General features: G+C 64.4%; 22 protein-coding genes, 1 tRNA gene and 1 pseudogene. 4 read left to right on the forward strand and 20 right to left on the reverse strand.

All coding sequences use genetic code 11. The annotated features are described in order from the left end of the window. The 3 genes from ACE3Q6_RS19075 to ACE3Q6_RS19085 all read left to right on the forward strand — a co-directional run. A partial coding sequence (locus tag ACE3Q6_RS19075; protein ID WP_374435944.1) for an NAD(P)/FAD-dependent oxidoreductase occupies nucleotides 1-999 on the forward strand: 999 nt, incomplete at its 5' end. A gap of 93 nt (nucleotides 1,000-1,092) precedes the next feature. Beyond that, nucleotides 1,093-2,433, forward strand: a complete 1,341-nt coding sequence (locus tag ACE3Q6_RS19080) for a sensor histidine kinase (RefSeq protein ID WP_374436013.1) — start codon at nucleotides 1,093-1,095, stop codon at nucleotides 2,431-2,433. A gap of 49 nt (nucleotides 2,434-2,482) precedes the next feature. Beyond that, a tRNA-Arg gene (locus ACE3Q6_RS19085) sits at nucleotides 2,483-2,559 on the forward strand. A gap of 173 nt (nucleotides 2,560-2,732) precedes the next feature. Here ACE3Q6_RS19085 and ACE3Q6_RS19090 read toward each other — a convergent pair. The 4 genes from ACE3Q6_RS19090 to ade form a co-directional block, all read right to left on the reverse strand. After that, nucleotides 2,733-3,671 (reverse strand): glycosyltransferase family 2 protein, encoded by a 939-nt coding sequence (locus ACE3Q6_RS19090; RefSeq protein WP_374435946.1) that lies wholly within the window; start codon nucleotides 3,669-3,671, stop codon nucleotides 2,733-2,735. Next, complete coding sequence (locus ACE3Q6_RS19095) at nucleotides 3,668-4,867, reverse strand: FAD-dependent oxidoreductase (protein ID WP_374435948.1); 1,200 nt, start codon at nucleotides 4,865-4,867, stop codon at nucleotides 3,668-3,670. Before ACE3Q6_RS19095 ends, ACE3Q6_RS19090 begins: the two co-directional genes overlap by 4 nt. Next, nucleotides 4,864-5,712 (reverse strand): hypothetical protein, encoded by an 849-nt coding sequence (locus ACE3Q6_RS19100; protein ID WP_374435950.1) that lies wholly within the window; start codon nucleotides 5,710-5,712, stop codon nucleotides 4,864-4,866. Before ACE3Q6_RS19100 ends, ACE3Q6_RS19095 begins: the two co-directional genes overlap by 4 nt. Before the next feature lie 208 nt (nucleotides 5,713-5,920). Next, entirely contained in the window at nucleotides 5,921-7,717 is a 1,797-nt protein-coding gene (gene ade, locus ACE3Q6_RS19105; RefSeq protein ID WP_374435952.1) for an adenine deaminase, read from the reverse strand. A 256-nt stretch (nucleotides 7,718-7,973) separates the two neighbouring features. Here ade and ACE3Q6_RS19110 point away from each other — a divergent pair, with 256 nt between their 5' ends. After that, on the forward strand, nucleotides 7,974-9,854 hold the full coding sequence (locus ACE3Q6_RS19110; protein WP_374435954.1) for a glucose/sorbosone family PQQ-dependent dehydrogenase: 1,881 nt from the start codon (nucleotides 7,974-7,976) through the stop codon (nucleotides 9,852-9,854). Here the strand turns inward: ACE3Q6_RS19110 and ACE3Q6_RS19115 are convergent. From ACE3Q6_RS19115 to ACE3Q6_RS19190, 16 genes and pseudogenes are all read right to left on the reverse strand, one after another. Beyond that, on the reverse strand, nucleotides 9,848-10,615 hold the full coding sequence (locus ACE3Q6_RS19115) for an amino acid ABC transporter ATP-binding protein (protein ID WP_374435956.1): 768 nt from the start codon (nucleotides 10,613-10,615) through the stop codon (nucleotides 9,848-9,850). The two genes, ACE3Q6_RS19110 and ACE3Q6_RS19115, sit on opposite strands and share 7 nt — an antisense overlap. Before the next feature lie 9 nt (nucleotides 10,616-10,624). After that, a complete protein-coding gene (locus tag ACE3Q6_RS19120) occupies nucleotides 10,625-12,064 on the reverse strand; it encodes an amino acid ABC transporter permease (protein ID WP_374435959.1) in 1,440 nt (479 codons plus the stop codon). A gap of 1 nt (nucleotide 12,065) precedes the next feature. Then, nucleotides 12,066-13,342: pseudogene (locus ACE3Q6_RS19125) on the reverse strand (amino acid ABC transporter permease). A 134-nt stretch (nucleotides 13,343-13,476) separates the two neighbouring features. Further along, nucleotides 13,477-14,493 (reverse strand): amino acid ABC transporter substrate-binding protein, encoded by a 1,017-nt coding sequence (locus ACE3Q6_RS19130; protein WP_374435961.1) that lies wholly within the window; start codon nucleotides 14,491-14,493, stop codon nucleotides 13,477-13,479. A gap of 230 nt (nucleotides 14,494-14,723) precedes the next feature. Beyond that, the gene (locus ACE3Q6_RS19135) at nucleotides 14,724-15,431 is read right to left on the reverse strand and encodes an ATP12 family chaperone protein (RefSeq protein WP_374435964.1); all 708 of its coding nucleotides are present in this window, start codon (nucleotides 15,429-15,431) and stop codon (nucleotides 14,724-14,726) included. Next, entirely contained in the window at nucleotides 15,428-16,471 is a 1,044-nt protein-coding gene (locus ACE3Q6_RS19140) for an RluA family pseudouridine synthase (protein WP_374435966.1), read from the reverse strand. The genes ACE3Q6_RS19135 and ACE3Q6_RS19140 overlap by 4 nt, the downstream gene beginning before the upstream one ends. Next, a complete protein-coding gene (locus tag ACE3Q6_RS19145) occupies nucleotides 16,468-16,815 on the reverse strand; it encodes a CrcB family protein (RefSeq protein WP_374435968.1) in 348 nt (115 codons plus the stop codon). The genes ACE3Q6_RS19140 and ACE3Q6_RS19145 overlap by 4 nt, the downstream gene beginning before the upstream one ends. A gap of 114 nt (nucleotides 16,816-16,929) precedes the next feature. Continuing rightward, nucleotides 16,930-18,234, reverse strand: a complete 1,305-nt coding sequence (locus ACE3Q6_RS19150) for a replication-associated recombination protein A (RefSeq protein ID WP_374435970.1) — start codon at nucleotides 18,232-18,234, stop codon at nucleotides 16,930-16,932. Nucleotides 18,235-18,312: 78 nt separating this feature from the next. Next, nucleotides 18,313-18,930 (reverse strand): autoinducer binding domain-containing protein, encoded by a 618-nt coding sequence (locus tag ACE3Q6_RS19155; RefSeq protein WP_374435972.1) that lies wholly within the window; start codon nucleotides 18,928-18,930, stop codon nucleotides 18,313-18,315. 95 nt (nucleotides 18,931-19,025) lie between these two features. Beyond that, nucleotides 19,026-19,613 (reverse strand): acyl-homoserine-lactone synthase, encoded by a 588-nt coding sequence (locus tag ACE3Q6_RS19160; RefSeq protein WP_374435974.1) that lies wholly within the window; start codon nucleotides 19,611-19,613, stop codon nucleotides 19,026-19,028. Nucleotides 19,614-19,665: 52 nt separating this feature from the next. Further along, on the reverse strand, nucleotides 19,666-20,277 hold the full coding sequence (locus tag ACE3Q6_RS19165; protein ID WP_374435976.1) for an autoinducer binding domain-containing protein: 612 nt from the start codon (nucleotides 20,275-20,277) through the stop codon (nucleotides 19,666-19,668). Between the two features lie 176 nt (nucleotides 20,278-20,453). After that, nucleotides 20,454-20,864 carry a 50S ribosomal protein L17 gene (gene rplQ, locus ACE3Q6_RS19170; RefSeq protein ID WP_374435979.1) on the reverse strand — a complete coding sequence of 137 codons (411 nt, stop codon included), beginning with the start codon at nucleotides 20,862-20,864 and terminating at the stop codon, nucleotides 20,454-20,456. 117 nt (nucleotides 20,865-20,981) lie between these two features. Further along, complete coding sequence (locus tag ACE3Q6_RS19175; RefSeq protein ID WP_295077039.1) at nucleotides 20,982-21,998, reverse strand: DNA-directed RNA polymerase subunit alpha; 1,017 nt, start codon at nucleotides 21,996-21,998, stop codon at nucleotides 20,982-20,984. Between the two features lie 122 nt (nucleotides 21,999-22,120). Further along, nucleotides 22,121-22,516 (reverse strand): 30S ribosomal protein S11, encoded by a 396-nt coding sequence (gene rpsK / locus ACE3Q6_RS19180; RefSeq protein WP_374435982.1) that lies wholly within the window; start codon nucleotides 22,514-22,516, stop codon nucleotides 22,121-22,123. Between the two features lie 13 nt (nucleotides 22,517-22,529). Then, entirely contained in the window at nucleotides 22,530-22,898 is a 369-nt protein-coding gene (gene rpsM, locus ACE3Q6_RS19185; RefSeq protein WP_374435985.1) for a 30S ribosomal protein S13, read from the reverse strand. A 181-nt stretch (nucleotides 22,899-23,079) separates the two neighbouring features. Then, a partial coding sequence (locus tag ACE3Q6_RS19190; RefSeq protein ID WP_374435986.1) for an adenylate kinase occupies nucleotides 23,080-23,600 on the reverse strand: 521 nt, incomplete at its 5' end.

Genomic DNA, 23,600 nt, shown 5'->3' on the forward strand with positions numbered 1-23,600 from the left:
GGCTCGCGCGCGCTGGTGCCGCCGATCCAGGGCGTCGACAGCGTTCCCTACCTGACCAACGAGACAATCTTCGACCTACGCGAACGTCCCCGGCACCTGATCGTCATCGGCGGCGGCCCCATCGGCGTCGAGATGGCGCAGGCGCATCGCCGACTGGGCTGCGAGGTCACGGTGATCGAAGGCGCCCGGGTCCTGGGTCGCGAGGATCCCGAACTTGCCGCCGTGGTGACCCAGGCCCTGCAGGCCGAGGGCATCGCGCTGGTCGAGGGCCAGTCCGTTGTGCGGCTGGCCGGCACCGAGGGCGCGGTCGAGGTCACCCTGGCCGACGGGCGGCAGGTCACCGGCTCGCATCTTCTGATCGCCGTTGGGCGCAAGGTGGCGCTTGAGGGCATGAACCTTGACGCCGCCGGGGTGGCCCATACGGCGAAGGGCGTGACGGTGGACGCACGCCTGCGGTCGTCGAACCGCCGGGTCTATGCCATCGGCGACGCAGCGGGTGGGCTCCAGTTCACCCACGTGGCCGCCTGGCACGCCGGGATCGTGATCCGCCAGGCCGTCCTGGGCCTGCCTGCGAAGGCCGATCCCCACGCCCTGCCGCGTGCGACCTATACTGACCCCGAACTGGCCCAGGTGGGCCTGACCGAGGAGGAGGCACGCAAGGCCCACGGCGATGCCCTGACGGTGGTGCGGGCCGAATTCGGACACAACGACCGCGCCATTGCCGAGGGCAAGGGGAAGGGGCTGATCAAGGTCATGGTGGTCCGCGGCCGCCCCGTGGGTGCCAGCATCGTGGGCCCCCAAGCCGGGGAGCTGATCGGGCTTTGGGCGCTGGCAATCTCCGCTAGGCTGAAGATGTCCGCGATTGCCGGGATGGTCGCGCCATATCCCACTCTGGGAGAGGTTTCCAAACGCGCGGCAGGTGCCTATTTTAGCCCGAAGCTGTTTGAAAACCCGGTGTTGAAGCGTTTCGTGCAAATCGTGCAGCGCTGGGTCCCCTAAAGCCGGACAAGGAAGGTTCGGGTGGCCGAAAGACGCAAGAGATTTCTCAAGACGCTTTCGGGGCGCTTCCTGATCCTGACCGTCATCTTCGTGATGCTGGCCGAAGTCCTGATCTTCGTCCCCTCGATCGCGCGTTACCGGGCCGACTTCATGCTGACCCGGCTGAAGCAGGCGCAGATCGCCGCGCTGACCCAGCTTGCGGCGGAGGATATGGTCTCGCCCGAGCTTGAGACCGAGCTTCTGGCCAATGCCGAGGTCTACAACGTCGTCCTGCGTCGCGACGAGGTGCGACAGCTGGTCCTGTCGTCGCCCGTGCCGGGCGAGATCCATGCGACCTACGACCTTCGGATGGCCGGCCCCTTGGAACTGATCCGCGATGCCTTCGGCGTCCTCTTCGACCCGCAGAACCGGATCGTCCGAGTGATCGGCTACCCGGTGCAAGAGGCCGGGACGCTGATCGAAGTGACCATGGAGACCCGGCCTCTGCGTGAGGCGATGCTGGATTATGGCCTGCGCATCCTGATCCTGTCTGCGTTGATCTCGGTCGTGACGGCGCTTCTTCTGTTCCTTGCGGTGCAACGCCTGCTGGTCATGCCGATCCGACGGGTGGTGCATCACATGAAGACCTATGCCGAAGCGCCCGAGGATGCGCGCCGGGTCATCGAGCCCAATGCCGATGTCGAGGAACTGCGCTCGGCCGAGGAAGCGCTGCAGTCGATGCAGATGCAGCTGACCGGGGCGTTGCGCCAGAAGGAACGCCTGGCGCAGCTTGGCGGCGCGGTGGCGAAGATCAGCCACGACCTTCGCAACATCCTGACCACGGCGCAGCTGTTCGCCGACCGCCTGGAAGGCAGCGCCGACCCCGTCGTAGCCCGTTCCGCGCCGAAGCTGATCGGCTCGATCAGCCGGGCGGTGTCGCTCTGCGAATCGACCCTCGCCTTTGGCAAGGCCGAGGAACCCCCGCCTCAGCTGCGCCGGCTGAACCTGGCGCATCTGGTGGGAGAGGTGGCCGAGGGCGAGGGGCTGGGGTCCGAAAGTTCCATCACCTGCCTGATCGAGGTGCCCCCCGGCCTGACGATCCGCGCGGATGGCGAACAGCTTTTCCGGGTGCTTTCGAACCTGATCCGCAACGCGCGCCAGGCGATCGAGGCCACGGGCCAGCCGGGCACGATCGAGGTCTCGGCGGGCGAGGACGAGGGCGAATGGTGGATCAAGGTCGGCGATACCGGCCCCGGACTTCCGGCCAAGGCGCGCGAGCACCTCTTCGCGGCCTTTCAGGGCGGCGCGCGCAAGGGCGGAACCGGCCTTGGACTGGCCATCGCGGCCGAGCTGGTGCGCGGGCACGGCGGCCGGCTGGACCTTGTGCGCAGCGACGCCGAGGGCACCGAGTTCGCCATCCATCTCCCGAAGGAAACTACTGACCCCGCCGCGTGATTTGGCCCTTGCATTGCCCGCCGCGCAAGGCTACATCGCCCGGCATTGCGGACCCGTAGCTCAGCTGGATAGAGCATCAGACTACGAATCTGAGGGTCGGGCGTTCGAATCGCTCCGGGTCCGCCATTCCCTTCCAATTGAAATCGTTCGTGGGCGTCGGTTGTCGCGCGCCAATCCTTCTGACGTAGGCGCACGTCCGGGCCATTGCCCGGATTACCCCCTGCAGTGCGACTGGGCGGTCTGTCCAACAGTCGTTAGCGCAGGGATGCCGGGTAGGACCTCCTGCAACAATCCCGCGCTCAGTTCAGGAGCCGCGGCTCTTCCGCGACCGAACTGAGAAGCGCGCGGGCGACGAAGCGTGCCACGGGCTCACGCAGCTGATGAAACGGTCGACCGCCGGAATCGTTCTCGTCGACAAGCACGTTCCAGGTTCCCTGCAGCATCAGCAACCAGTGCGCATAGTCGGTCAGCAACGTTTCCCGCTCGGCAGGGCTCAGACGGTCACCAGACTCTGCAAGCGCCACGGCCAGACAGGCCAGATTGTCTGCCAACATGGCCGACTTCTCGTTGGCGGGCCGACCCACGAGTTCGCGACTAAACCCCGCCGGCCCGGTATCCTTTATATAGCGGATGCCCTCGACAAAGATCGAATTGCCGTGGAGGAGCAGCTCGAGAGAAAAGAGCGTGTTGGAGAACTGACCGTCCGACAAGCGGACACGGAGCCTTGGCAGCCCGGGTAGCGCAGCGCGCCGGATAAGGCCGCGCCAGCCCAGTTCCGCACGGTCCGGGCCGCGCCTGATGTATTCCTGAAGCCGCTCGAAAGGCGATCCACAAATGGAGGCGGTGGTGTGAAGCTCCCCCGCCCTCACCACGCCGCGATGCTCGGTCGTGCCATGAGCGACGACTGCATCCGGTGCGCCGTCCAGTGCCGCCACTGCCGCCTTAAGGAAATCAGGCGAAAGCCCGTCGTCATGCGCGACGATCACGAAATAGGGGGTGTCGATCGAGCGGAGGAGAGCGTTTACATTGCCCACCCAACCAAGGCGGGCCGGATGCTGGACGATCTCTATATCAAGATCGGCAAAGGACAGGTCCGGCATTGTGTATCCTGGCGAGGGATCGAGGCCGATCCGGATCTTGAAATCCTTGAACTCCTGCCGGGCTAGCGTGCCAAGCGTCTCTAGGATCCGACCGGGGCGGTAGGCGGGGATCAGAACTGTCACGAGTCTTCCGGTCATGCCGCGACCTCCATTCCGAGGCGGGCCAAGACAAGTCGCGCGGCCCGATCCGCGAATAGCGGTGCCGTGGTCAGTTTGCCGGTGTCCACGCTGACAAGACCCGGTGCGAGCTCGACAGCAAAGGCGGCGGCCCGTTCATGCAGTGGACTTGCGATCTCGTAGATGTCGCCTGAGCCCTGCGCCACCACGTAGCCGCCCTGGACGCATGTCTCGGGATCAACATCATCAAGAATGCTTGCCGGAAAACGCAGCCCTTCCAGCGTCTGGCGCAACATTTCGCTGCGGTCAAACGCCGGGATTGCTGGCGGTGCACCCGTATCCGAGCGGGCGATCATGTTGCTTGGATACCAGCCGAGATAGACGTCCCCATTGTTGTAAGGCGTGACGTCGCCAAAGCCACCAAGGATGCGGGTGGATGGTGTGACGCCGGCGAACTGGGTTTGACGCCGTGCAAAGATCCCGGCCTTCCAGCGGATTGAAACAGGATGCGGCTCCCTAAACGGGCGATCAATGCGGCTTCGGCCCTCCCAGAGCGCATTCACGGCGACGCGGCTGCAGAGCAGGCCACCCGACGTGGACATCTGCCATTCACCATCCTGCCGGGTCACGGCATCGACCACGGCACGCACGACCGGGATACCTCTATCGTGCACGGCAGCTGCGACAATGTCGGCCAGGACACGGGCGGACAAGGCGCGTTCCGGCGTGGACCAGGCAGCTGCGACGTTCGACTGGCGGGTGGCCGCGGCGGCCTCCTCCGGGTCCAGCCGGACAAGCCTCTGGTCGGGCAAACCCGCCACAAGCGCAGGACTTTGCGAAATTGCCTCCTCGACCAGCCTATGCACCGCGAGAGTGCGCTGCCACAGCGTTTCTGCCGGGAAAATCGAACCGGTATCGACCAGATAGGTGATCCGATCCGTGAAGACGTCGGCGGCAAGGCGTCCTCCGATCACGCGCTCCAGTATCGGATGGAACGCTGTCGCCCCCGCCAGCATCAATTCCGCGGTTCGGACGCTGTCCGTTCCAACATAGGTATAGCCGAAGTGGACCTTGCCCTCGTTCCACCGGCTTGCGCCCTGCATGGCCTCACCATGCTGATCGACGATCATCACGTCGACCCCTCTGTCATGCAGCAGGCAGGCAGTCAGGCAACCTGCCAGCCCGCCGCCCGCAACCAGAACCTGCGTGTCGCTCAATGCGCTTTTCCCTCTGCCGCGCGGGTCTCACTCATGGTCCTGTTTACCAATGATATCTGAGCGTCGATCGCTCTCGACCCTGTGGGCTTCAGATCGCCAAGCGCATCGACCGCATGATGGTAGTGCAGCGCCGCCGGGGTCACAGGAAACAGACTGCCACGCGCCTGAGTCGGGTAGTTGAAACGCGAGGAAATCGGGACCATCTCGATCTTTTCGTCGATGATTGCCAGGAAGAGTGAGACTTGGTCGACGTGGACTGCCCAGCCCTCCAGCAAGGCAGACCGGTCAAGCAACCACTTCGCGCGCTCTGCCCATCTGTGGACCAGTCTGGACGCGATGCTGCGACCAAAGACGATCATTCCGCCGTTGAAGTTGCCAAGATAGGTGCGCTCCCAGGGACGCCCGGAAAGGCGTACCTTGCGCTGTGCGGGAAGGCCGGCTTCCTTCAGGATTGCGTCGAGAATACGGAGAGGCGGATTTGGAAAGTCCACGGGCTTTCCCGATACGGCACTGCTGCGGCCCGGGAAGGACCGAGGGTCGCGCAAGAAGGCAAGGTCACAGTCAGTCAGCACGATTGGCCCGGCTCCGGTGCCAATTACCTTCAGAAGCCCGCTGATCTTGTTGCAGTGCGGGCTGCGGGGATCGAAGGCATCGACAAAGTCTATGCCCATCCCCGCTCTGAGAAGCGATGCGGCCCAATCGGGAGGGGATGAGGTGTTCGCAAAGACGGTGATCAGATCCCGAGGAGCGACGCCTGCAAGCCGGGTCAGGCACGCAAACCATCGTTCTACCTGGTCCTGAAATTGCTCGCCTGTGTCCGCAACGCAAACGATCTTTCCGCTCAAGAACTGATCTCCTGCCGAACGTCGACCGTTCTCTCTGTCTCATGTCAACGAACCATTGGTCGGCAACATTCACACAAATCACTACCTGATGTAGTGACAGCAAAAAGGCCAGCACATCAAGCGGAAGATCGCTGAGCGGGCCTACACCAACCCCGCCAATTGCTCCGGACAAGCCCGGAAACACTCCGGGAAACCAGCGTCGTCCTGATCAGTCCTGGAACACGCTTGTCACTTCGAACCGGCTCACATCGACCAGTCCCTTGTCCGAGATGCGCAGCTCGGGGATCACCACCAACGCCAGAAGCGAGTGCTGCATGTAGGCGTTGTTCAGCGTGCAGCCGCAATCGATCATCGCCGCCACAAGCGCCTGCGCCTTGTCCGCCACCTCGCGGGCGGGGCGGTCGGACATGAGGCCCGCAATGGGCAGCTCGACCAGCGCCAGTTCCTCACCCTCGCGCCAGAGCGTCACGCCACCCCCGACCTCGGCCAGGCGGTTCGCGGCCCGGGCCATCTCTGCCCGGCAGGTCCCGACCACGATCATGTGGTGGCTGTCATGCGCCACGGTCGAGGCGATGGCGACCCGGCCCTTGTAGCCGAAGCCCGAGACGAAGGCATTCACCACCTGACCCGTGGCGCGGTGCCGTTCGACCAGCGCGATCTGCGCGACCGCGCCCTGCGCCTCGACCAGGCCATCGCGGACCTCAAGCTCCTCCACCAGCGCGCGCGTGGGAGCCTGGTTCTCCACCACGCCGATCACCCGCGCCGACACCCGGCTTGCCCCCGCCGGGGCCGGAATGGCGAAATCCGCCTCGGTCAGCGGGCGTGCCAGATGCACGGTGCTTCGGGCGTCTGCTGGCCAGGGGTAATGCGGGCAGTTGACCGTCATCCGACCCTGCTCCGCCACCTTCACACCCCGAGCGAAGACCATGTCGATGGGCAGGGACCGCAGATCGGGCGTCAGGATCACATCCGCCCGCCGGCCGGGAGCAATCGAGCCAAGCTCGCGCTCAAGCCCGAAATGGGTGGCGGTGTTGATCGTGGCCATCTGGATCGCGATCAGCGGGTCGCAGCCGCAGGCGATGGCATGACGCACCACCCGGTTCATGTGGCCTTCGTGGACCAGCGTGCCGGAATGGCAGTCGTCGGTGCACAGGATGAAGTTGCGCGGATCCAGACCCTTCTCGGTGATCGCGGTGATCTGGCTTTCCACGTCATACCAGGCCGACCCCAGCCGCAGCATCGACCGCATCCCCTGACGCACCCGGTCGATGGCATCGCTTTCCCGGGTGCCCTCGTGGTCGTCCGCGGGGCCGCCCGCCACATAGGCATGGAACGGGATGCCTCGGTCGGGGCTGGCGTAATGCCCGCCCACGGTCTTGCCTGCCCGCAGCGTGGCCGAGATCTCCTCCAGCATCTGCTGGCTGCCGTTAATCACGCCCGGATAGTTCATCATCTCGCCCAGGCCGATGATGCCAGGCCAGCGCATCGCCTCGGCCACATCGTCGGGGCCGATCTCGTAGCCCGTGGTCTCCAGCCCCGGCGCCGAGGGAGCGCAGGACGGCATCTGGGTGAAGATGTTGACCGGCTGCATCAGCGCCTCGTCATGCATCATCCGCACGCCCGGCAGACCCAGCACATTGGCGATCTCGTGCGGGTCGTGGAACATCGTCGTGGTGCCATGCGGGATCACGGCCGCCGCAAACTCGGCCGGGGTCAGCATTCCCGACTCGATGTGCATGTGCCCGTCGCAGAGCCCCGGGATCAGATAGCGCCCCTCCGCTTCCACGACCTCGGTCTTGGGCCCGATGCAATGGCTCGCGTCCGGCCCGACATAGGCAAAGCGTCCCGCCGCAATCGCGACCTCCCAGCCCGGCAGGATCTCCCGGCTTTGCACGTTCACCAGGATGCCCCCCCGGATCACCAGGTCCGCGGGCCTCCTGCCTGCCGCCACCGCTACAAGCTGCGCTGCGCAATCCGCCCAGGAAAGTGGTGCGTTGTCCTGCATGATCCGTTCCTTGCCGTGCCTGCGTCTTTGACCACCGCCATGGGGACAGTCCCAGGACAGCCGCCAGAGCAATGGGCCCAGAGTGCTGCGCCGCCCCGACCTGTGCAACCATCAATCTCGCGCCGAACCTCCACACCAAAGCTCCGCCCGCGGGACAGGCACCAGAGACCGGAACAAAGCCGGAAACGGTCTGTTGGAAATCTGCGGTCGCCTCGCGGCCCGTCCTCCCTCATTCAGACAGCAGGCCCGATTTCCCATGACCCAACTCTGCACACTCGCCCTGCGGGCCGCACGGACCACGATGACCGCCAGCCGCGGGGCAGCCCTCCTCGTTGCCACCTCCCTCGTTTCGGCCAACGCGCAAGTCACCCCGGTCGAGATCGAGGCCGGGGACGCCACGAAGTTCGGCGCCCGCGTCCTGACCACCGGGCTCAGCAACCCCTGGGCCATGCGCTGGGGGCCGGACGGGATGATCTGGGTGACGGAACGGACCAGCGGCGAGGTCACGCGGGTCGATCCGGAAAGCGGCGCGCAGCAGGTTCTTGTGACCCTCGTCGATGTCTACACCGGACCGCAGCATGAGGGGCTTCTGGGCCTCGCGCTGCACCCGGACTTCCTGCAGGACAAGGGCACCGACTATGTCTACCTTGGTTACACGGTGAACAACGGCACCGCGGAAACCCCCGATCCCGCCGCACGGATCGTCCGCTACACCTATGACGCGACGCAGCAGATCCTGGTCGAGCCGACCATCCTGATCGACAACCTTCCGGCCTGGAACGACCACAACGCGGGCCGGGTGGTCTTCGGCCCGGATGGCAAGATCTACTATTCGATCGGCGAGCAGGGCGCGAACTTCGGACGCAACCAGCGGCGGCCGAACCTGGCCCAGGCCCTGCCCGACCAAGCCCAGATCGACAGCGGCGACTGGACCACCTACTCCGGCAAGATCCTGCGGCTGAACCCCGACGGCTCGATCCCAGAGGACAATCCCGTCATCAACGGCGTGAAAAGCCACATCTACAGCTATGGCCATCGCAACCCGCAGGGCCTTGCCTTCGGCCCCGACGGCACCCTCTACGAGGCCGAGCACGGGCCCGCTTCGGACGACGAGCTGAACATCATCCAGCCCGGCGGCAACTACGGCTGGCCGCGCGTGGCAGGCCGGATCGACGACAAGGCCTACACCTACATCAACTGGAGCGAGGCACCGCCCGAGGCAGACCTGACCGTCGAGCCGGTCCCCGACACCATCCCGCAATTCCCCGAAAGCGCGTTCACCGAACCCATGGTCGATCCCATCGCCACCTTCTGGACGGTCGAGGACGACTACCCTATCGGAGACATATGCGGCTACATCTGCGACCCGACGATGGCCCCGTCGTCAGTCCTCTATTACGCGGCGGGCACGGACGGAATTACCGAATGGGACAATTCCCTTCTGATCCCGACGCTGAAGCACGGCACGCTTTACGTCCAGAAGCTGGCTGAGGACGGGATGTCCGCCGACGGCCCTCCGGTCGCCTGGCTTTCCACCCAGAACCGCTACCGCGACGTGATCGTCGCCCCAGACAACCGCACCGTCTTCATTGCCACCGACGCCTTCGGCTCGGCCGCGCAGAAATTCGGCGAAGGGCTGAACACCTCGGTCCTGCACAACCCCGGTGCCATCCTGATGTTTACCTACGGCGCTTCTGGGGGCGGCCTCGGGCAGGCCCGCGCCCCGACGCCGATCGGCGAATTGCAGGCCGCCGCCTCATCGGGCACCTCGGAATGGAGCGACCCTGCCACCGGCAAGACCGCGGGCGGCAACGAAGAGGAACCGGCCTCCGTGACCGAGGAATCGAACATCTCGGATGTCGCGGCCCTTGGCGCCCCCAAATATGCCGAGACCTGCGCGGTCTGTCATGGCCCCGCGGGCCGCAGCGACAACGCCAAGGTGCTGGCCGACAATCCCAAGCTTGCCGACGACACCTTCACCGCGCGCACCATCCTGCACGGCTACGGCTACATGCCGGCCTTCAAGGACAAGCTCGGCGACAACGACATCGCCGAGATCGCCACGTTCATCCGCAACAGCTGGGGCAACGACTTCGGCGTCCTGACGACGCAAGAGGTCGAAGACCAGCGTCAGTGACCGAGAATCTGACTGAGGAACAGCTTGGTCCGGTCGCTCTTCGGGTTGTTGAAGAACTCCCGCGGCTCGTTCTGTTCGACGATCTGGCCCTGGTCCATGAAGATGACCCGGTTCGCGACGGCCTGGGCAAAGCCCATCTCGTGGGTGACGCAAAGCATGGTCATCCCCTCTTCGGCCAGCTGGATCATCGTATCCAGCACCTCCTTGATCATCTCGGGGTCAAGGGCGCTGGTCGGCTCGTCGAACAGCATGATCCGGGGCTTCATGCACAAGGACCGCGCAATGGCCACCCGCTGCTGCTGGCCGCCCGACAGCTGGCCGGGATACTTGTTCGCTTGTTCCGGGATCTTCACCTTCGAAAGGAAGTACATCGCGGTCTCTTCCGCTTCCTTCTTCGGCACCTTCCGCACCCAGATCGGCGCCAGCGTCAGGTTCTCCAGGATCGTGAGATGCGGGAAGAGGTTGAAGTGCTGGAACACCATCCCGACCTCGGACCGCACCTTGTCGATGTTCTTCAGGTCGTTGGTCAGCTCGGTCCCGTCGACGATGATCTGGCCCTGCTGGTGTTCCTCCAGCCGGTTGATGCACCGGATCAGCGTCGATTTCCCTGACCCCGACGGTCCGCAGATGACGATCCGCTCGCCCCGCTGCACGGTCATGTTGATGTCACGAAGCACGTGGAACTGACCGTACCACTTGTTCATGCCGGTGATCTGGATCGCCACTTCGTCCGAGATCTGCATCTTTGCTGCGTCTGCCATGATGGCCCCTTAACGGTGATCGGTCTTGAGCTTCCGCTCGAGGTACATCGAGTACCGCGACATGCCGAAGCAGATGAGGAAGAAGATCGCGCCGACGAAGATGTAGGGCTCCCAGTAGATACCCTTCCAGTCGATGTCGGCGCGGACGATCTGCGTGACGCCCCGCAGCGGGTCCATCAGGCCCACGAAGCTCACCAGCGTCGTGTCCTTGAACAGCCCGATGAAGGTCGACACGATCGCAGGGATCGACACCTTCAGCGCCTGCGGCAGGATGATCAGCCGCTGCGCGCGCCAGTAGTCGAGGCCCAGCGCATCCGCCGCCTCGTACTGGCCGCGCGGCAGGGCGGCCAGGCCCCCCCGGATCACCTCGGCCAGGTAGGCGGCCGCGAAGAAGGTCACCAGGATGATGACGCGCAGGATGATGTCGAAGTTCGTCCCCGGCGGCAGGAAGTACTGCAGCAGAAGCGATGCGGTGAACAGAAGCGTGATCAGCGGCACGCCGCGCACGAACTCGATGAAGGCCACCGACAGCGATTTCACGATCAGCATGTCCGACTGCCGACCCAGCGCCAGAAGGATGCCGATGGGCAACGAGAAGCTGATGCCCGTGACGCCGATCACGATGGCCAGGAGGAAACCGCCGAACTGGTCGGAATTCACCGCCGTCAGGCCGAACGGCAGCGCGCCCTGCAGGGCCTGCACCACCGGGATGTCCAGGTAGAGCCACCACAGCACAGCAGCGACGATCCCTACCCCTGCCCCGGTCGCAAGCCCGATCACGGGCGACGTGGCACGAAAGACCGCGTAAAGCACCACAAAGCCCGCCATTGCCACGATCGGCGACCAGATCGACCCGCCCCACAGAAGCCAGAAGCACAGCGCCGGGTAGATGAGGGTAAACCACAGAAGCCGTCCGGGCTGCACCTGCGCCACAGCCAGAAGCCCGGCCACCAGCGCGAGGGCCAGCACGAAGGCCGTTGCCGGCGCAGAGGCGAGATAAAGCGTCACCACCAGATAGGCCGCGACCGCCCCGATGACGATGGTCAGGTTCCGCTTCTGGCCCGAGAACAGGACCGGCGCCAGCGCCGCGAACAGGAGACCCAGCGCGAGGATGGGCCGCCAGTATTCGGAGGGCGGATAGAAGCCGAACAGGAACTGGTGCCAGCGCTCGCGGATCATCGCCCAGCAGGCACCCGAGGCATCCGGCCCGGCGTTGGCCGCAACGATCTCGCGGCACTGGGACAGGCTTTCGGCATTCCAGACCGAATTGAACCACCAGGGAAGCGACGCGCGCAGCAGAAGGTAGATCGCAGCGATCCCGGCCAGAGTCAGGATGGTGTTGAACGGCGACGAGAACAGGTTCTCGCGCAGCCACTTGATCGCTCCGCGTTCGGTCACCGGCGGCGGCAGCGGCGGCAGCATCTCGGTACGGTTGAAGCTTTCGGCCATGTCAGCGCGCCTTCAGCTGGACGGATTTGTTGTACATGTTCATCAGCGCCGAGATGATCAGGCTGATCGACAGGTAGATGAGCATCATCAGAAGCATGCACTCAAGCTCGCGCCCCGTCTGGTTCAGCGTGATGCCGCCCAGCGTGCCGCGCAGGTCCAGATAGCTGACTGCAATCCCCAGAGAGGTGTTCTTGGTCAGGTTCAGGTACTGGCTGATCAGCGGCGGGATGATGACGCGCAGCGCCTGCGGCAGGATGATGAGGTTCATCGTCCGGTTCGGTCGCAGACCCAGCGCGAAGGCTGCTTCGGACTGGCCGCGGCTGATGGCCTGGATGCCCGCGCGGACGATCTCGGCAATGAAGGCCGCAGTGTAAAGCGTCAGCGCGATCAGAAGCGCGGTAAAGCTGTGCGCCACGAGGATGCCGCCCTGGAAGTTGAAGCCCTTCAGTTCCGGGATCTCCAGATGGAAGCCCATCGCCACCAGAAGCGCGATGATCGGGGCGAAGAGCACCAAGATCGACTTCCACCAGGTTACCGGCCTCACGCCCGTCGCCTCTTGCGTCGCCCGGGCCGAGGCCAGGATGCGCCGGTTGATGAAGACCGAGGCGACGATGACCGCGACGATCACCCAGAAGTTCAGGTTCAGCGTCATGAACCCCAGGTCCAGCGTCCCGAGGCCGCGCTCGAACAAGGGCGCCGGAATGTTCGTGCCCCGGTTCGTCACGGCCACGGTGTCGAACAGGATCATCGAGGCGGCGGGCGTCTCACCAGCCGCGACCATCTCGTCCGTGACCCGGAAATCGCGGGGCTGCGGCGTGGTCTCGGACAGGATGACGTAGGACAGAAGGATCCACAGCAGCAGGGGCACGTTGCGGAACATCTCGACATAGATCGTCATCAGCCGGCCGATCAGCCAGTTGTTGGACAGGCGCAAGACGCCGATGATGACGCCCAGGATGGTCGCGAAGAGACAGCCCCAGAAGGCCACCACGAGTGTATTCAGCAGGCCGATGAGGAGCGCGCGAAAATGCGTGCTGTCGTTGGTGTAGGGGATCAGCTGCTGGCCGATGTCATAGCCCGCGCGCTGCCAGAGGAAGCCGAAGTTGAACTCCTTCCCGCGCGCCGCAAGGTTCTGCACGGTGTTGTTCAGCAGCAGGCCACCGCCAGCGCGAACAGCACCAGCACCACGATTTGGATCGTGTAGGACCGGTACCGCGTATCGTAGATGAGCATCGAGAGCCGAAAGCTGTCCTTCGGCACGTCCGTTGCCATTGCCATGGCTACCCCCTGTTTCCGGATGGCGGCCCCGGTATACCGGGGACCTCGGGGTCATTGCCTGCCCCTGGCCAGTCGGACTTATGTCATTGAAGCAGAAATCGGGGGCGCCAAAAGGCGCCCCCGGGTGACCGTTCTCAACGGAAGGGCGGAGCGTACTGCAGGCCGCCCTGGGTCCACAGCGCGTTCAGGCCGCGGGCCAGGTTGATGGTCGTGCCTTCGCCGATGTTGCGCGCGTAGACCTCGCCGTAGTTGCCGACCGCCGCGATGGCGTTCTTGAAGGCGGCGTTGTCCAGGCCGAACTTCACGCCCATGTCGCCCGACGCGCCGAGGAGACGCTTGACTTCCTCGTCGGTGGTCGAGGCCAGGACTTCCTCGACGTTGGCCTTGGTGATGCCTTTCTCTTCAGCGATCAGCAGCGCGTAGTAGGTCCAGCGGACAATGTCGCCCCACTGGCTGTCACCGTGACGAACGACCGGGCCCAGCGGCTCTTTCGAGATGATCTCGGGAAGGATGATGTGGTTCTCGGCATCCGGCATGGTCGCGCGGCTGGCGGCCAGACCCGAGGCGTCGGTGGTGTAGGCGTCGCAGGCGCCAGCCAGGTACTGGCGCTGCGCTTCCGAGTCATCGGCCACGGTAACCGGCTGGTAGCTGATGTTGTTCTGCTTGAAGAAGTCAGCCAGGTTCAGCTCGGTCGTGGTGCCGGTCTGGATGCAGACGGTGGCGCCGTCCAGTTCCTTGGCCGAGGAAACGCCGAGGTCCTTCTTCACCATGAAGCCCTGGCCGTCGTAGTAGTTCACGGCTACGAAATCCAAGGCCAGTTCGCTGTCGCGCGACGAGGTCCAGGTCGAGTTGCGGACCAGGAGGTCGACTTCGCCCGACTGCAGCGCGGTGAAGCGGGTCTCGCCAGTGGTCGGAACGAACTTGACCTTGTTCGGGTCGCCCAGGACAGCCGCCGCAACGGCACGGCACAGGTCGACGTCGAAGCCGGTCCAGTTGCCGCTGGCATCGGGCGCGCCGAAGCCGGTCAGACCGGTGTTGGACCCGCAAAGCAGCTCGCCCCGAGCCTTGACGTCGTCAAGCGTAGCCGCACCGGCCAGACCCGCCACAAGTGTGGTGGCCGCGATCGCGCCGAAGAATACGGATTTTTTCATTCTTACCTCTTCCTGAGTAAGTGGCCTTCCAGGGCCATTTCTTTTCGTGCGCGAAGAGATCGCGCCTAGGATGCAGGGGGCTGATCCCCCCACTGTCATGTAGTTTCGGCGAAAGCGCTTTTGTAGGTCAAGCGGGCATAGTCGGATTCAGGAAAAATGCTTGTTTCCCACGGCTTGTAGCAGGCGTTCCGCCTTCGCAGTCCGGCTTGCACAGTTTTCGGGCAGAAATGTTACCCGCACAATGTGAAGAATCGGTCCGCCTGCACCAGATCGGCTCGCTTTCTGGCGGCCACCTCGGCGGCTTCCTCGTCCTCGCCCCAAAGCGCGATCTGCCAGTCCTCGTCGATCCGCGACAGCCTCCAGGCCTCGGCAACGTCGATCCGGCCCCGGGTCACCGCCATGGCCAGGACCAGCGAGCCGGTGATGGCCACCAGGTCATGGAACGCTGCCAGCTGGAACGCGCCGAACCCGTGGACAAGGCTGCGCAGCGCCGCAAGGCTGGACTCGGGCTGCGTCACGGGCATCACCCCCGTCGTCGTCCGCAAGGCGGCGCCCAACTCTGCGCTTGCCCAGTCCAGGAGCGGATCCCACTCCTCCGCCTGGCGGGCCACCAACTCCGCCGGCCCCTCGGCCCGATAGCACAGAAGGTCGCTGCCGCCGTATTCGGCCAGCATGTCAGCCACTGCCACGAACTGCGGCTTCACCTTGTCGACGGCCGAGTTGGCCATGCGGGTGAAGGGCATCGTCTCGGGCTTGACCGTGCCCTCCTGCGCCTGCCATTCAAACGCCACCGCCTCGGCCAGAGCCAGGGTCGGCAGGACCAGCGGGGACTTCAGCGGCGTCCGCACCGGGCGGCCGTCCAGCTGCACGGTGAAACCGCCCTCGACCGGAACGGCGCTGGCCGTGGTCCAGAACCTGCGGGCCGACCAGGCGCTCACCGGATCACCTCGAACGGATCGGCCGGGACATCATCCTCTTTCCAGTCCAGAAGCTTCCAGGTCCGGGCCATGTGCTCGGGCAAGGGGGCGGTGAAGGTCATCAGCTTCTTGGTGATCGGGTGTTCGATGGTCAGGCTGCGGGCGTGCAGGTGCAGCTTCTTGGAAAGGTCGCCCCCCGCCCCCGCGCCCCAGCCGTCCCCAAGGTTCTCGGTCTCGGACCCGCCATACTTGCCGTCCCCGATGATCGGATGCCCGATCTCGGCCATATGGGCGCGCAGCTGGTGGGTGCGACCCGTCACCGGCTCCAGCGCCATCCATGAGAGGCGCGTGCCCAGGAACCACAGCGTGAAATAGTCGGTATGCGCGCGCTTGGCGTCCGGATGCTCGGCCATCTTCGCCGGATGGACGCAAAGCATCTTCTCGCCCTCGCCACCCCGGCCACGGCCCGGAGCCTTCTCCAGCGCAAACTTGATCGAGCCCTGTTTGGGATGCGGCACACCCGCGACGACCGCCCAATAGATCTTGCGCGCATTGCGGTGCCGCAGCGCCTCGGACAGCGCCCGCGCCACCCGGTCCGTCCGCGCCAGCATCAAGACGCCCGAGGTGTCCTTGTCCAGCCGATGCACCAGCTTCGGCTTTTCCTTGTAGCCGAACTTCAGCGCCTCGGCCAAACCATCCACATGCCGGTCGCCCTGCCCCGATCCGCCCTGCGACGGTAGGCCCGCGGGCTTGTTCAGAACGATCATGTGCTCGTCCTTCCACAAGACCGCCGCCTGGATCATCCGCGCATCCGCCGCCGACACGCCCTGCACCCGCGCCTCGGTCCGGGGCGCCGCGTCGGGCAGCGGCGGCACCCGCACCACCTGCCCCGGCAGCACCCGGTCCGAGGCTTTGACCCGGCCAGAATCCACCCGGATCTGCCCGGTCCGGCACAGTTTCTCGACCGCGACCTGGTTCAGGTGCGGAAAGCGACGACGCAGCCACTTGTCCAGGCGCTGCTCGCCTTCGTCTTCGGTCACGGTCAGCATCTGGACAGTCATGTCAGGCCTCGGGCAAGGGCCACGCCAAGCGTGACCGCGATCAGGGAGAGGACGACCGAAGCCAGCACATAGACTGCGGCCATCAGCGGCTGGCCGCCCTCCACCAGCTTCAGCGTGTCCAGCGAAAAGGCCGAAAAGGTGGTAAAGCCGCCCAGAAGGCCCGTCATCAGGAACAGCTGCCCCCCCTCGCGCGGGACCAGGACAAACAGGACGCCGATCACGAAGCTCCCCAGCACATTGACCGCCGCCACACCCCAGGGCGCACCGATCGCGCCGACCATGAGGTAACGCAACACCGAGCCGATTGCGCCGCCAAGCGCGATGAGGGGAAGGGTCTGGGACATGGCCCCCCTTTGCGGCGGGGCGGGCGGAATGTCAATCTTTGCGCTCCGGTCGCGCCAGGGCCCAAAATCCTTAAGCAAGGATTTTGACAAATTTCTTGCTCAAGAAATTTGCCCCTACTCCTGCCGTTTCGCCCTGAGCTTGGCGAAATACTCCACCCGCTTCTTCAACTCGCGCTCGAACCCCCGCTCGGGCGGCAGATACCAGACGGGGCGCTTCATCCCGTCGGGGAAGTAGTTCTGACCAGAGAACCCGTCCTCGGCATCATGGTCATAGGCATAGCCCGCACCATAGCCGATCTCCTTCATCATCTTCGTCGGCGCGTTCAGGATATGCTTCGGCGGCATCAGGCTCCCCGTCTCCCGCGCAGCTGCCCGGGCCGCCTTGTAGGCGGTGTAGACCGCGTTCGACTTGGGGGCCAAGGCAAGATAGACAACGGCTTGCGCCAGCGCGAGCTCTCCCTCCGGCGACCCCAGACGCTCATAGGTCTGCCAGCCATCCAGGCACACCGCCTCGGCCTGCGGATCAGCGAGGCCGATGTCCTCAACCGCCATTCGCGTGATCCGCCGCGCCAGGAACCGGGGGTCCTCGCCCCCTTCCAGCATCCGCGCGAACCAGTAGAGAGCGGCGTCAGGGTCGGACCCCCGCACCGATTTATGGAGCGCCGAGATGAGGTTGTAATGCTCCTCGCCCGACTTGTCGTACTTCGCGGCCCGGCGCATCAACCTTTGCGAAAGCTGGTCGCGGGTAAGGGACTGGTCGATCTTCCAGGCCGCGACCTGCTCGATCAGGTTCAACAGCGCCCGCCCGTCCCCATCCGCCATCTCCAGCATCGCCTCCCGCGCCTCGCCCTTCAAAGGCAGCGCACGGCCCAGTTCCTTCTCTGCCCTCTGCGCCAGCCGCTCCAGATCGGCCAGAGAAAGTCTTTCAAGAACAATCACTTGGCTTCGGGACAGCAGAGCGGCGTTCAGCTCGAAACTGGGGTTCTCGGTCGTGGCGCCCACCAGAAGGATCGTCCCGTCCTCCATATGCGGCAGGAAGCCATCCTGCTGCGCCTTGTTGAAGCGGTGGATCTCGTCGACGAAAAGCAGCGTCCCCTTCCCGTTCTGTCGCCGCAGCTTGGCCGCCTCGAACACCTTCCGCAGCTCCGGCACCCCGGTGAAGATCGCGGAAATCTGCACGAAATGCAGGTCGGTCTCATCCGCCAGAAGCCGCGCGATGGTGGTCTTGCCGACGCCCGGCGGTCCCCACAGGATCAGCGAGGACAAGGACCCCGCCGCAAGCATCGCGCCCAAAGGACCCTCGCGAGACAGGACCTTCTCCTGCCCGATCACCTCGGCCAGCGACTTCGGCCGCAGCCGGTCCGCAAGCGGTCGGGGGCCGTTGTCAGGCTGGTTCGGCATGTCGAAAAGATCGGCCATGGGTCCATCTTAACGGGGTGAGGCGACGGACAGAAGCCGGAAGCGCAGCGGTCGTTACGGGCAGAAGCGCGCGCTGTCCTAAAGCAATCTGTGATCGCGCGCGCGCCTGATCGCTTCGGCCGTCGTGCGGGCGGACAAGCGCTCACGCGCCGAGACGATGCGGGCCTTGAAGGCGCTTTCGGAAATCCCCAGGCGCGTCGCGGCGTCGGAATGCCGATCCCCCTCCGCAAGGCAGCGCAGAGCCTCCAGCTGCGCCGCGGTCAGCGTTGCAGGCTGGGCGAACCGGTCGTGCATCCGTTCGACGCAGGACCGGACCATATACAGCTCCTGTTCGGTGAACTCGCGATCCGATCGCGCGAACCCGGCGATGCTGCGCGAACTGCTGGGGCCGCAGGCCACGGTCACTCCATACCGCAGCCCGAAGGCCGCTGCCTCGGGCAAGATCTTGTGCGGGTCCGCAAAGGCCGGATCGCTCCAGCGGATCACCCCCGTATTTGCCATGCCCCAGATCGTGGCCGGATCACGCAGGACGTAGGCGTGGACCGTGTAGTGGTTGACCCAGCCCTGATCGTAGGTCTGGTAGATCATCAGCGGGGAAGTGAAGCGGATATGCAGGCCGATGAAGTATCCCGCCGGCGCCAAGAGCCGCAGGTCCTCAAGGTCATCATCTGTCGTTGGATTTACGCACACCTGCATTCAGTTACCTTCTTTACGCACATACAAACAGGCTGGCGCAACCGCGCACAGCAAGGGCCGACCGGCCCTGAACGGATGGCAGGGGCGGCCGCAGATCAATGCAGCTTTGTCGCCATGCTGATCGTGACGCAGACCGACCGGACGCCGCCGGTGTCCATCACCGGACCGGAGGGGATGCAGTCCAGGCCAACCCGACGGGCCAGACGCGGCGAGTTTTCAGGGATGATGCCCAGAAGCGTCGTCGCCCCCAGCTGACGGGCCGAGATCACCATCTCGTGGATCAACTGCATCTGAACCCGCAGCCGATCCGCCGCCGGCACGTCGTTCGATACGAAGACACGGCTCGATTCCCAGATATTCGGATCGACCGGAGCTTCGAAGTTCAAAAGATCACGCGGGATTGTCTCAAGAAGGCCCCGCTGTGCGTCGCGGATCATGTATGTATAGATACCGCAGCGATGCGTCGTGGGCGTCAGGCGAACACCAGCCATAACTTCGCCGGCCTGGTGGACGCAGACCCAGCGGCTGGCCGGGGTGTCGTACTGATCGAACTCCATCCCGTTGGCTTCGGGCAGGTCCCACTTGGCATTCTGGATGAATGTCCGGTGCCGGGCCCGGAACATGTTGGCAAACAGTTCGCCATGGTTGTGGAGGTTGTCGTAGGACAACGTGGTGGCTTCCATTCTTCATTCTCCTTCTCTGGTCGTTCATGAACCTTGGAAGGGACAGTCTGAATCAAAGCAGCCGATATTCCCGGGCCTTGCGGATCGCTTCCGAAGCCGTGCGTGCCTCCAGCCGGATTCTTGCCGACTGGACACGAGCCTTGAACGCGCTCTCCGTGATGCCTAGTTTTTCCGCCGCCGCAGCATGCCTGTCCCCGTTGGCAAGGCATTGCAACGCTTCGATCTGCGCTTTCGTCAGCTCGGAGGGTGGCTTTGCCTCTATGTGCAGCTGGATAGTCACTTCCTTGAGTTGCCCCATCTCTTCATCGGTAAACTCCCGGTCCGAGCGGCTGATGCCGACGATCGACCGTGAGGTGATGGGCCCATAAGAAGAAACGGCGCCGTATTTCAGGCCGTGGCTGGCGGCCTTCTTCATGACGCCAAAGGGGTCAGGCAGGGGGATCGCGCTCCAGCGCGTGGTACCCTCGACGCCGACACCCCAGAATACAAGCGGATCACGCAGGTAATAGGAGTGGCTGTTGTAATGCTCGGTCCAGGCGGACGGATAAGAGCTTTTGTAGATAAGGGGGGTCGCAAACCGGATATGCAGCCCGACCGTGTAGCCCATAGGGGCCAGCCGATCCAGCTGCTCAAGCAACACAGTTATTGCCTTCCGTTCGGACATTTCCGATCACTTTCCCAACTCGCACGATTGATTCTACTGAAAATTGATCTTGGCTCTCACGGCTACCTTTTCAAGATAGCTAATGCATGGCGGAATAAAGTTAAGAATTCAACCATTTCAATGGAAAAGGCCCACCGTGGGGCGGGCCTTCCACATTTTGGACGCAAGGTAACGGATCAGGCTTCGGCAGCCTCGACCCGAGCGCGGTCGGCGGCACCCTTGGCAGCGGTATCGCGGTCCACGAATTCGATGATCGCCATCGGCGCCATGTCGCCATAACGGAAGCCGGCTTTCAGGATCCGGACGTAGCCGCCCTGACGGTCCTTGTAGCGCGGGCCGAGGATGGCGAAGAGCCGCTCGACATACTGGTCCTGCTTCAGCTGGGCCGCAGCCTGGCGGCGGGCGTGCAGATCACCGCGCTTGGCCAGCGTGACCAGCTTCTCGATAATCGGGCGCAGTTCCTTGGCCTTGGGCAGCGTGGTCTTGATCTGCTCGTGCTCGATCAGCGAGCCGGCCATGTTGGCGAACAGCGCCTTGCGGTGTTCGTGGGTACGGTTCAGGCGGCGGTATCCGCGGGCGTGACGCATGATGGTCTCCTAACGTCTCTTTGCTTTGTGTTGCTGCCCGTGCGTGCGGACAGCGTCGTTGGGGCGGGATTGCCCGGGTAGAAGGTCGGGCGCGGATCAGGCCGCGCCCTTCCGATTTCAGAACTGGTCCTCGAAACGCTTCGCCAGGTCCTCGATGTTCTCCGGCGGCCAGCTTTCGACGTCCATCCCAAGATGCAGGCCCATGCCCGAGAGCACTTCCTTGATCTCGTTCAGCGACTTGCGGCCGAAGTTCGGGGTGCGCAGCATCTCCGCCTCGGTCTTCTGGATCAGGTCGCCGATGTAGACGATGTTGTCGTTCTTCAGGCAGTTGGCCGAACGGACCGACAGTTCCAGCTCGTCCACCTTCTTCAGCAGCAGCGGGTTGAACTCGAGGCCAGAGTCGATCTCGCCGACCTTGGCGGATTCGGGCTCTTCGAAGTTCACGAAGATCGACAGCTGATCCTGCAGGATGCGCGCGGCATAGGCCACGGCGTCATCCGGCGTCAGCGAGCCGTCGGTTTCGATCTTCATCGTCAGCTTGTCATAGTCCAGCACCTGGCCCTCACGGGTCGGGGTGACTTCGTACGAAACCTTCTTCACCGGCGAATAGATCGCGTCGATCGGGATCAGGCCGATCGGAGCGTCTTCCGGGCGGTTCTTGTCGGCCGAGACATAGCCCTTGCCGGTGTTCACGGTCAGCTCCATGAACACGTCGGCGCCGTCGTCGAGGTGGCAGATCACGTGGTCCTTGTTCAGGACCTCGATCCCGTTCGATTCCGAGATGTCGCCCGCGGTGACGACGCCCGGCCCCTTGGCCGAGATCGACAGGCGCTTCGGCCCCTCGACTTCCATCTTCAGGCTGACGCCCTTGAGGTTCAGGACGATATCCGTCACGTCCTCGCGCACGCCCGCGACCGAGGAGAACTCGTGCAGCACGTTGTCGATCTGGACGGAGGTGATCGCGCCCCCCTGCAGCGAAGACATCAGCACGCGGCGCAGCGCGTTGCCCAGCGTCAGGCCGAAGCCCCGCTCCAAGGGCTCGGCGATGACGGTCGCCACGCGGGCGGCATCGGCCCCCGGCTTCACGACCAGCTGCGTCGGCTTGATGAGTTCCTGCCAGTTCTTGTGGATCATTCTGAAGCCCCTATTCTTGTCCGCTGCCAATGTCCGAAAGCCGGCGGACGCCCGAGGATCGTAAACGACGAAAACCGGGCCGCGAGAGGCAATCCCCCCACGGCCCGGCAGAAATCAATGCCTTAGACGCGGCGACGCTTCGGCGGGCGGCAACCGTTGTGCGCCAGCGGGGTCACGTCGCGGATCGACGTGATCTGGAAGCCCACGGCAGCCAGGGCGCGGAGCGCCGATTCACGGCCCGAACCCGGACCCTGCACTTCGACTTCCAGCGTGCGGACGCCATGTTCCTGGGCCTTGCGGCCAGCGTCTTCGGCGGCCATCTGGGCGGCGTAGGGGGTCGACTTGCGCGAACCCTTGAAGCCCATCGTGCCCGAAGACGACCACGAGATCGCGTTGCCCTGGACGTCCGAGATCAGGATCTTGGTGTTGTTGAACGACGAGTTCACATGCGCCACGCCAGCGGCGATGTTCTTGCGTTCTTTCTTCTTGCCGCGGGCGGCCTTGGTATCACGTGCCATCTGTCAGCCCCCCTTATTTCTTCTTGCCGGCAATGGCCTTCGCGGGGCCTTTGCGGGTGCGGGCGTTGGTGTGCGTGCGCTGGCCGCGGACCGGCAGGCCCTTGCGGTGACGCAGGCCACGGTAGCAGCCGAGGTCCATCAGACGCTTGATGTTCATCGTGACTTCGCGGCGCAGGTCGCCTTCGACGGTCAGGTTGGCGTCGATGTATTCGCGGATCGCCAGAACCTCAGCGTCAGTCAGCTGGTTCACGCGGCGCGCGGTGTCGATCTTCAGCGCCTCGCAGATGCCCTGGGCGGTCGCAGGGCCGATCCCGGTGATGTAGGTGAGCGCGATCGGAACCCGTTTCGCGGTTGGAATGTTGACGCCAGCAATACGTGCCAAACGTGTCGTCCTTCTTCTGTTGCGGTTCCGTAGTGCCAGAACCTTTTTTCACAACACCGCACGGGCAGTTAACCCGGCGATACGAACTTCCCAAATAGGAAGGCCCGCAAGGCGATTCCACCGCGGGACGCCGTGCCATATGGGGTTTTCCCGGGGCCGTCAAGGCCGCGAGGGCAGTTTTTCAGGCTTTGTCAAGAACGGATGCGATCTGCTCGGCAACGGCCTGCATGTCGGCCATCCCGTCGATCTGGCGGAGGTCGCCCTTGGCCCAGTAATAGCCGATGAGCGGCGCGGTGTTCTTGTAGTATTCCTGCAGACGCACCTGGAAGACTTCCGGCGTGTCGTCCTTCCGGACCGGCTGGCCGGCAGACTTTGCCTCTTCGGCCCGCTTGACGATCCGGCCCACCAGCGCCTTGTCGTCCACGACAAGCTCGATCACCGCGTCCAGCGTCAGGCCCATCCGGGTCAGCAGGGCCCCCAGCGCATCTGCCTGCCGCAGGGTTCGCGGGAAGCCGTCGAAGATGAACCCGCCGTGGCCATCCTGGGCGAGCTTTTCCTCGATCAGGCCGATCACGATCTCGTCCGTGACCAGCCCGCCCGAGTCGAGGACCGCCGCGACCTTGCGGCCCATCTCGGTCCCGCTGGTGCGGGCGGCGCGCAGCATGTCCCCGGTCGAGAGCTGGACCATGTTCCGGGCGTCCA

Origin of the sequence: Tabrizicola sp., from assembly GCF_041913445.1 — a bacterium.
GTDB lineage: Bacteria > Pseudomonadota > Alphaproteobacteria > Rhodobacterales > Rhodobacteraceae > Tabrizicola.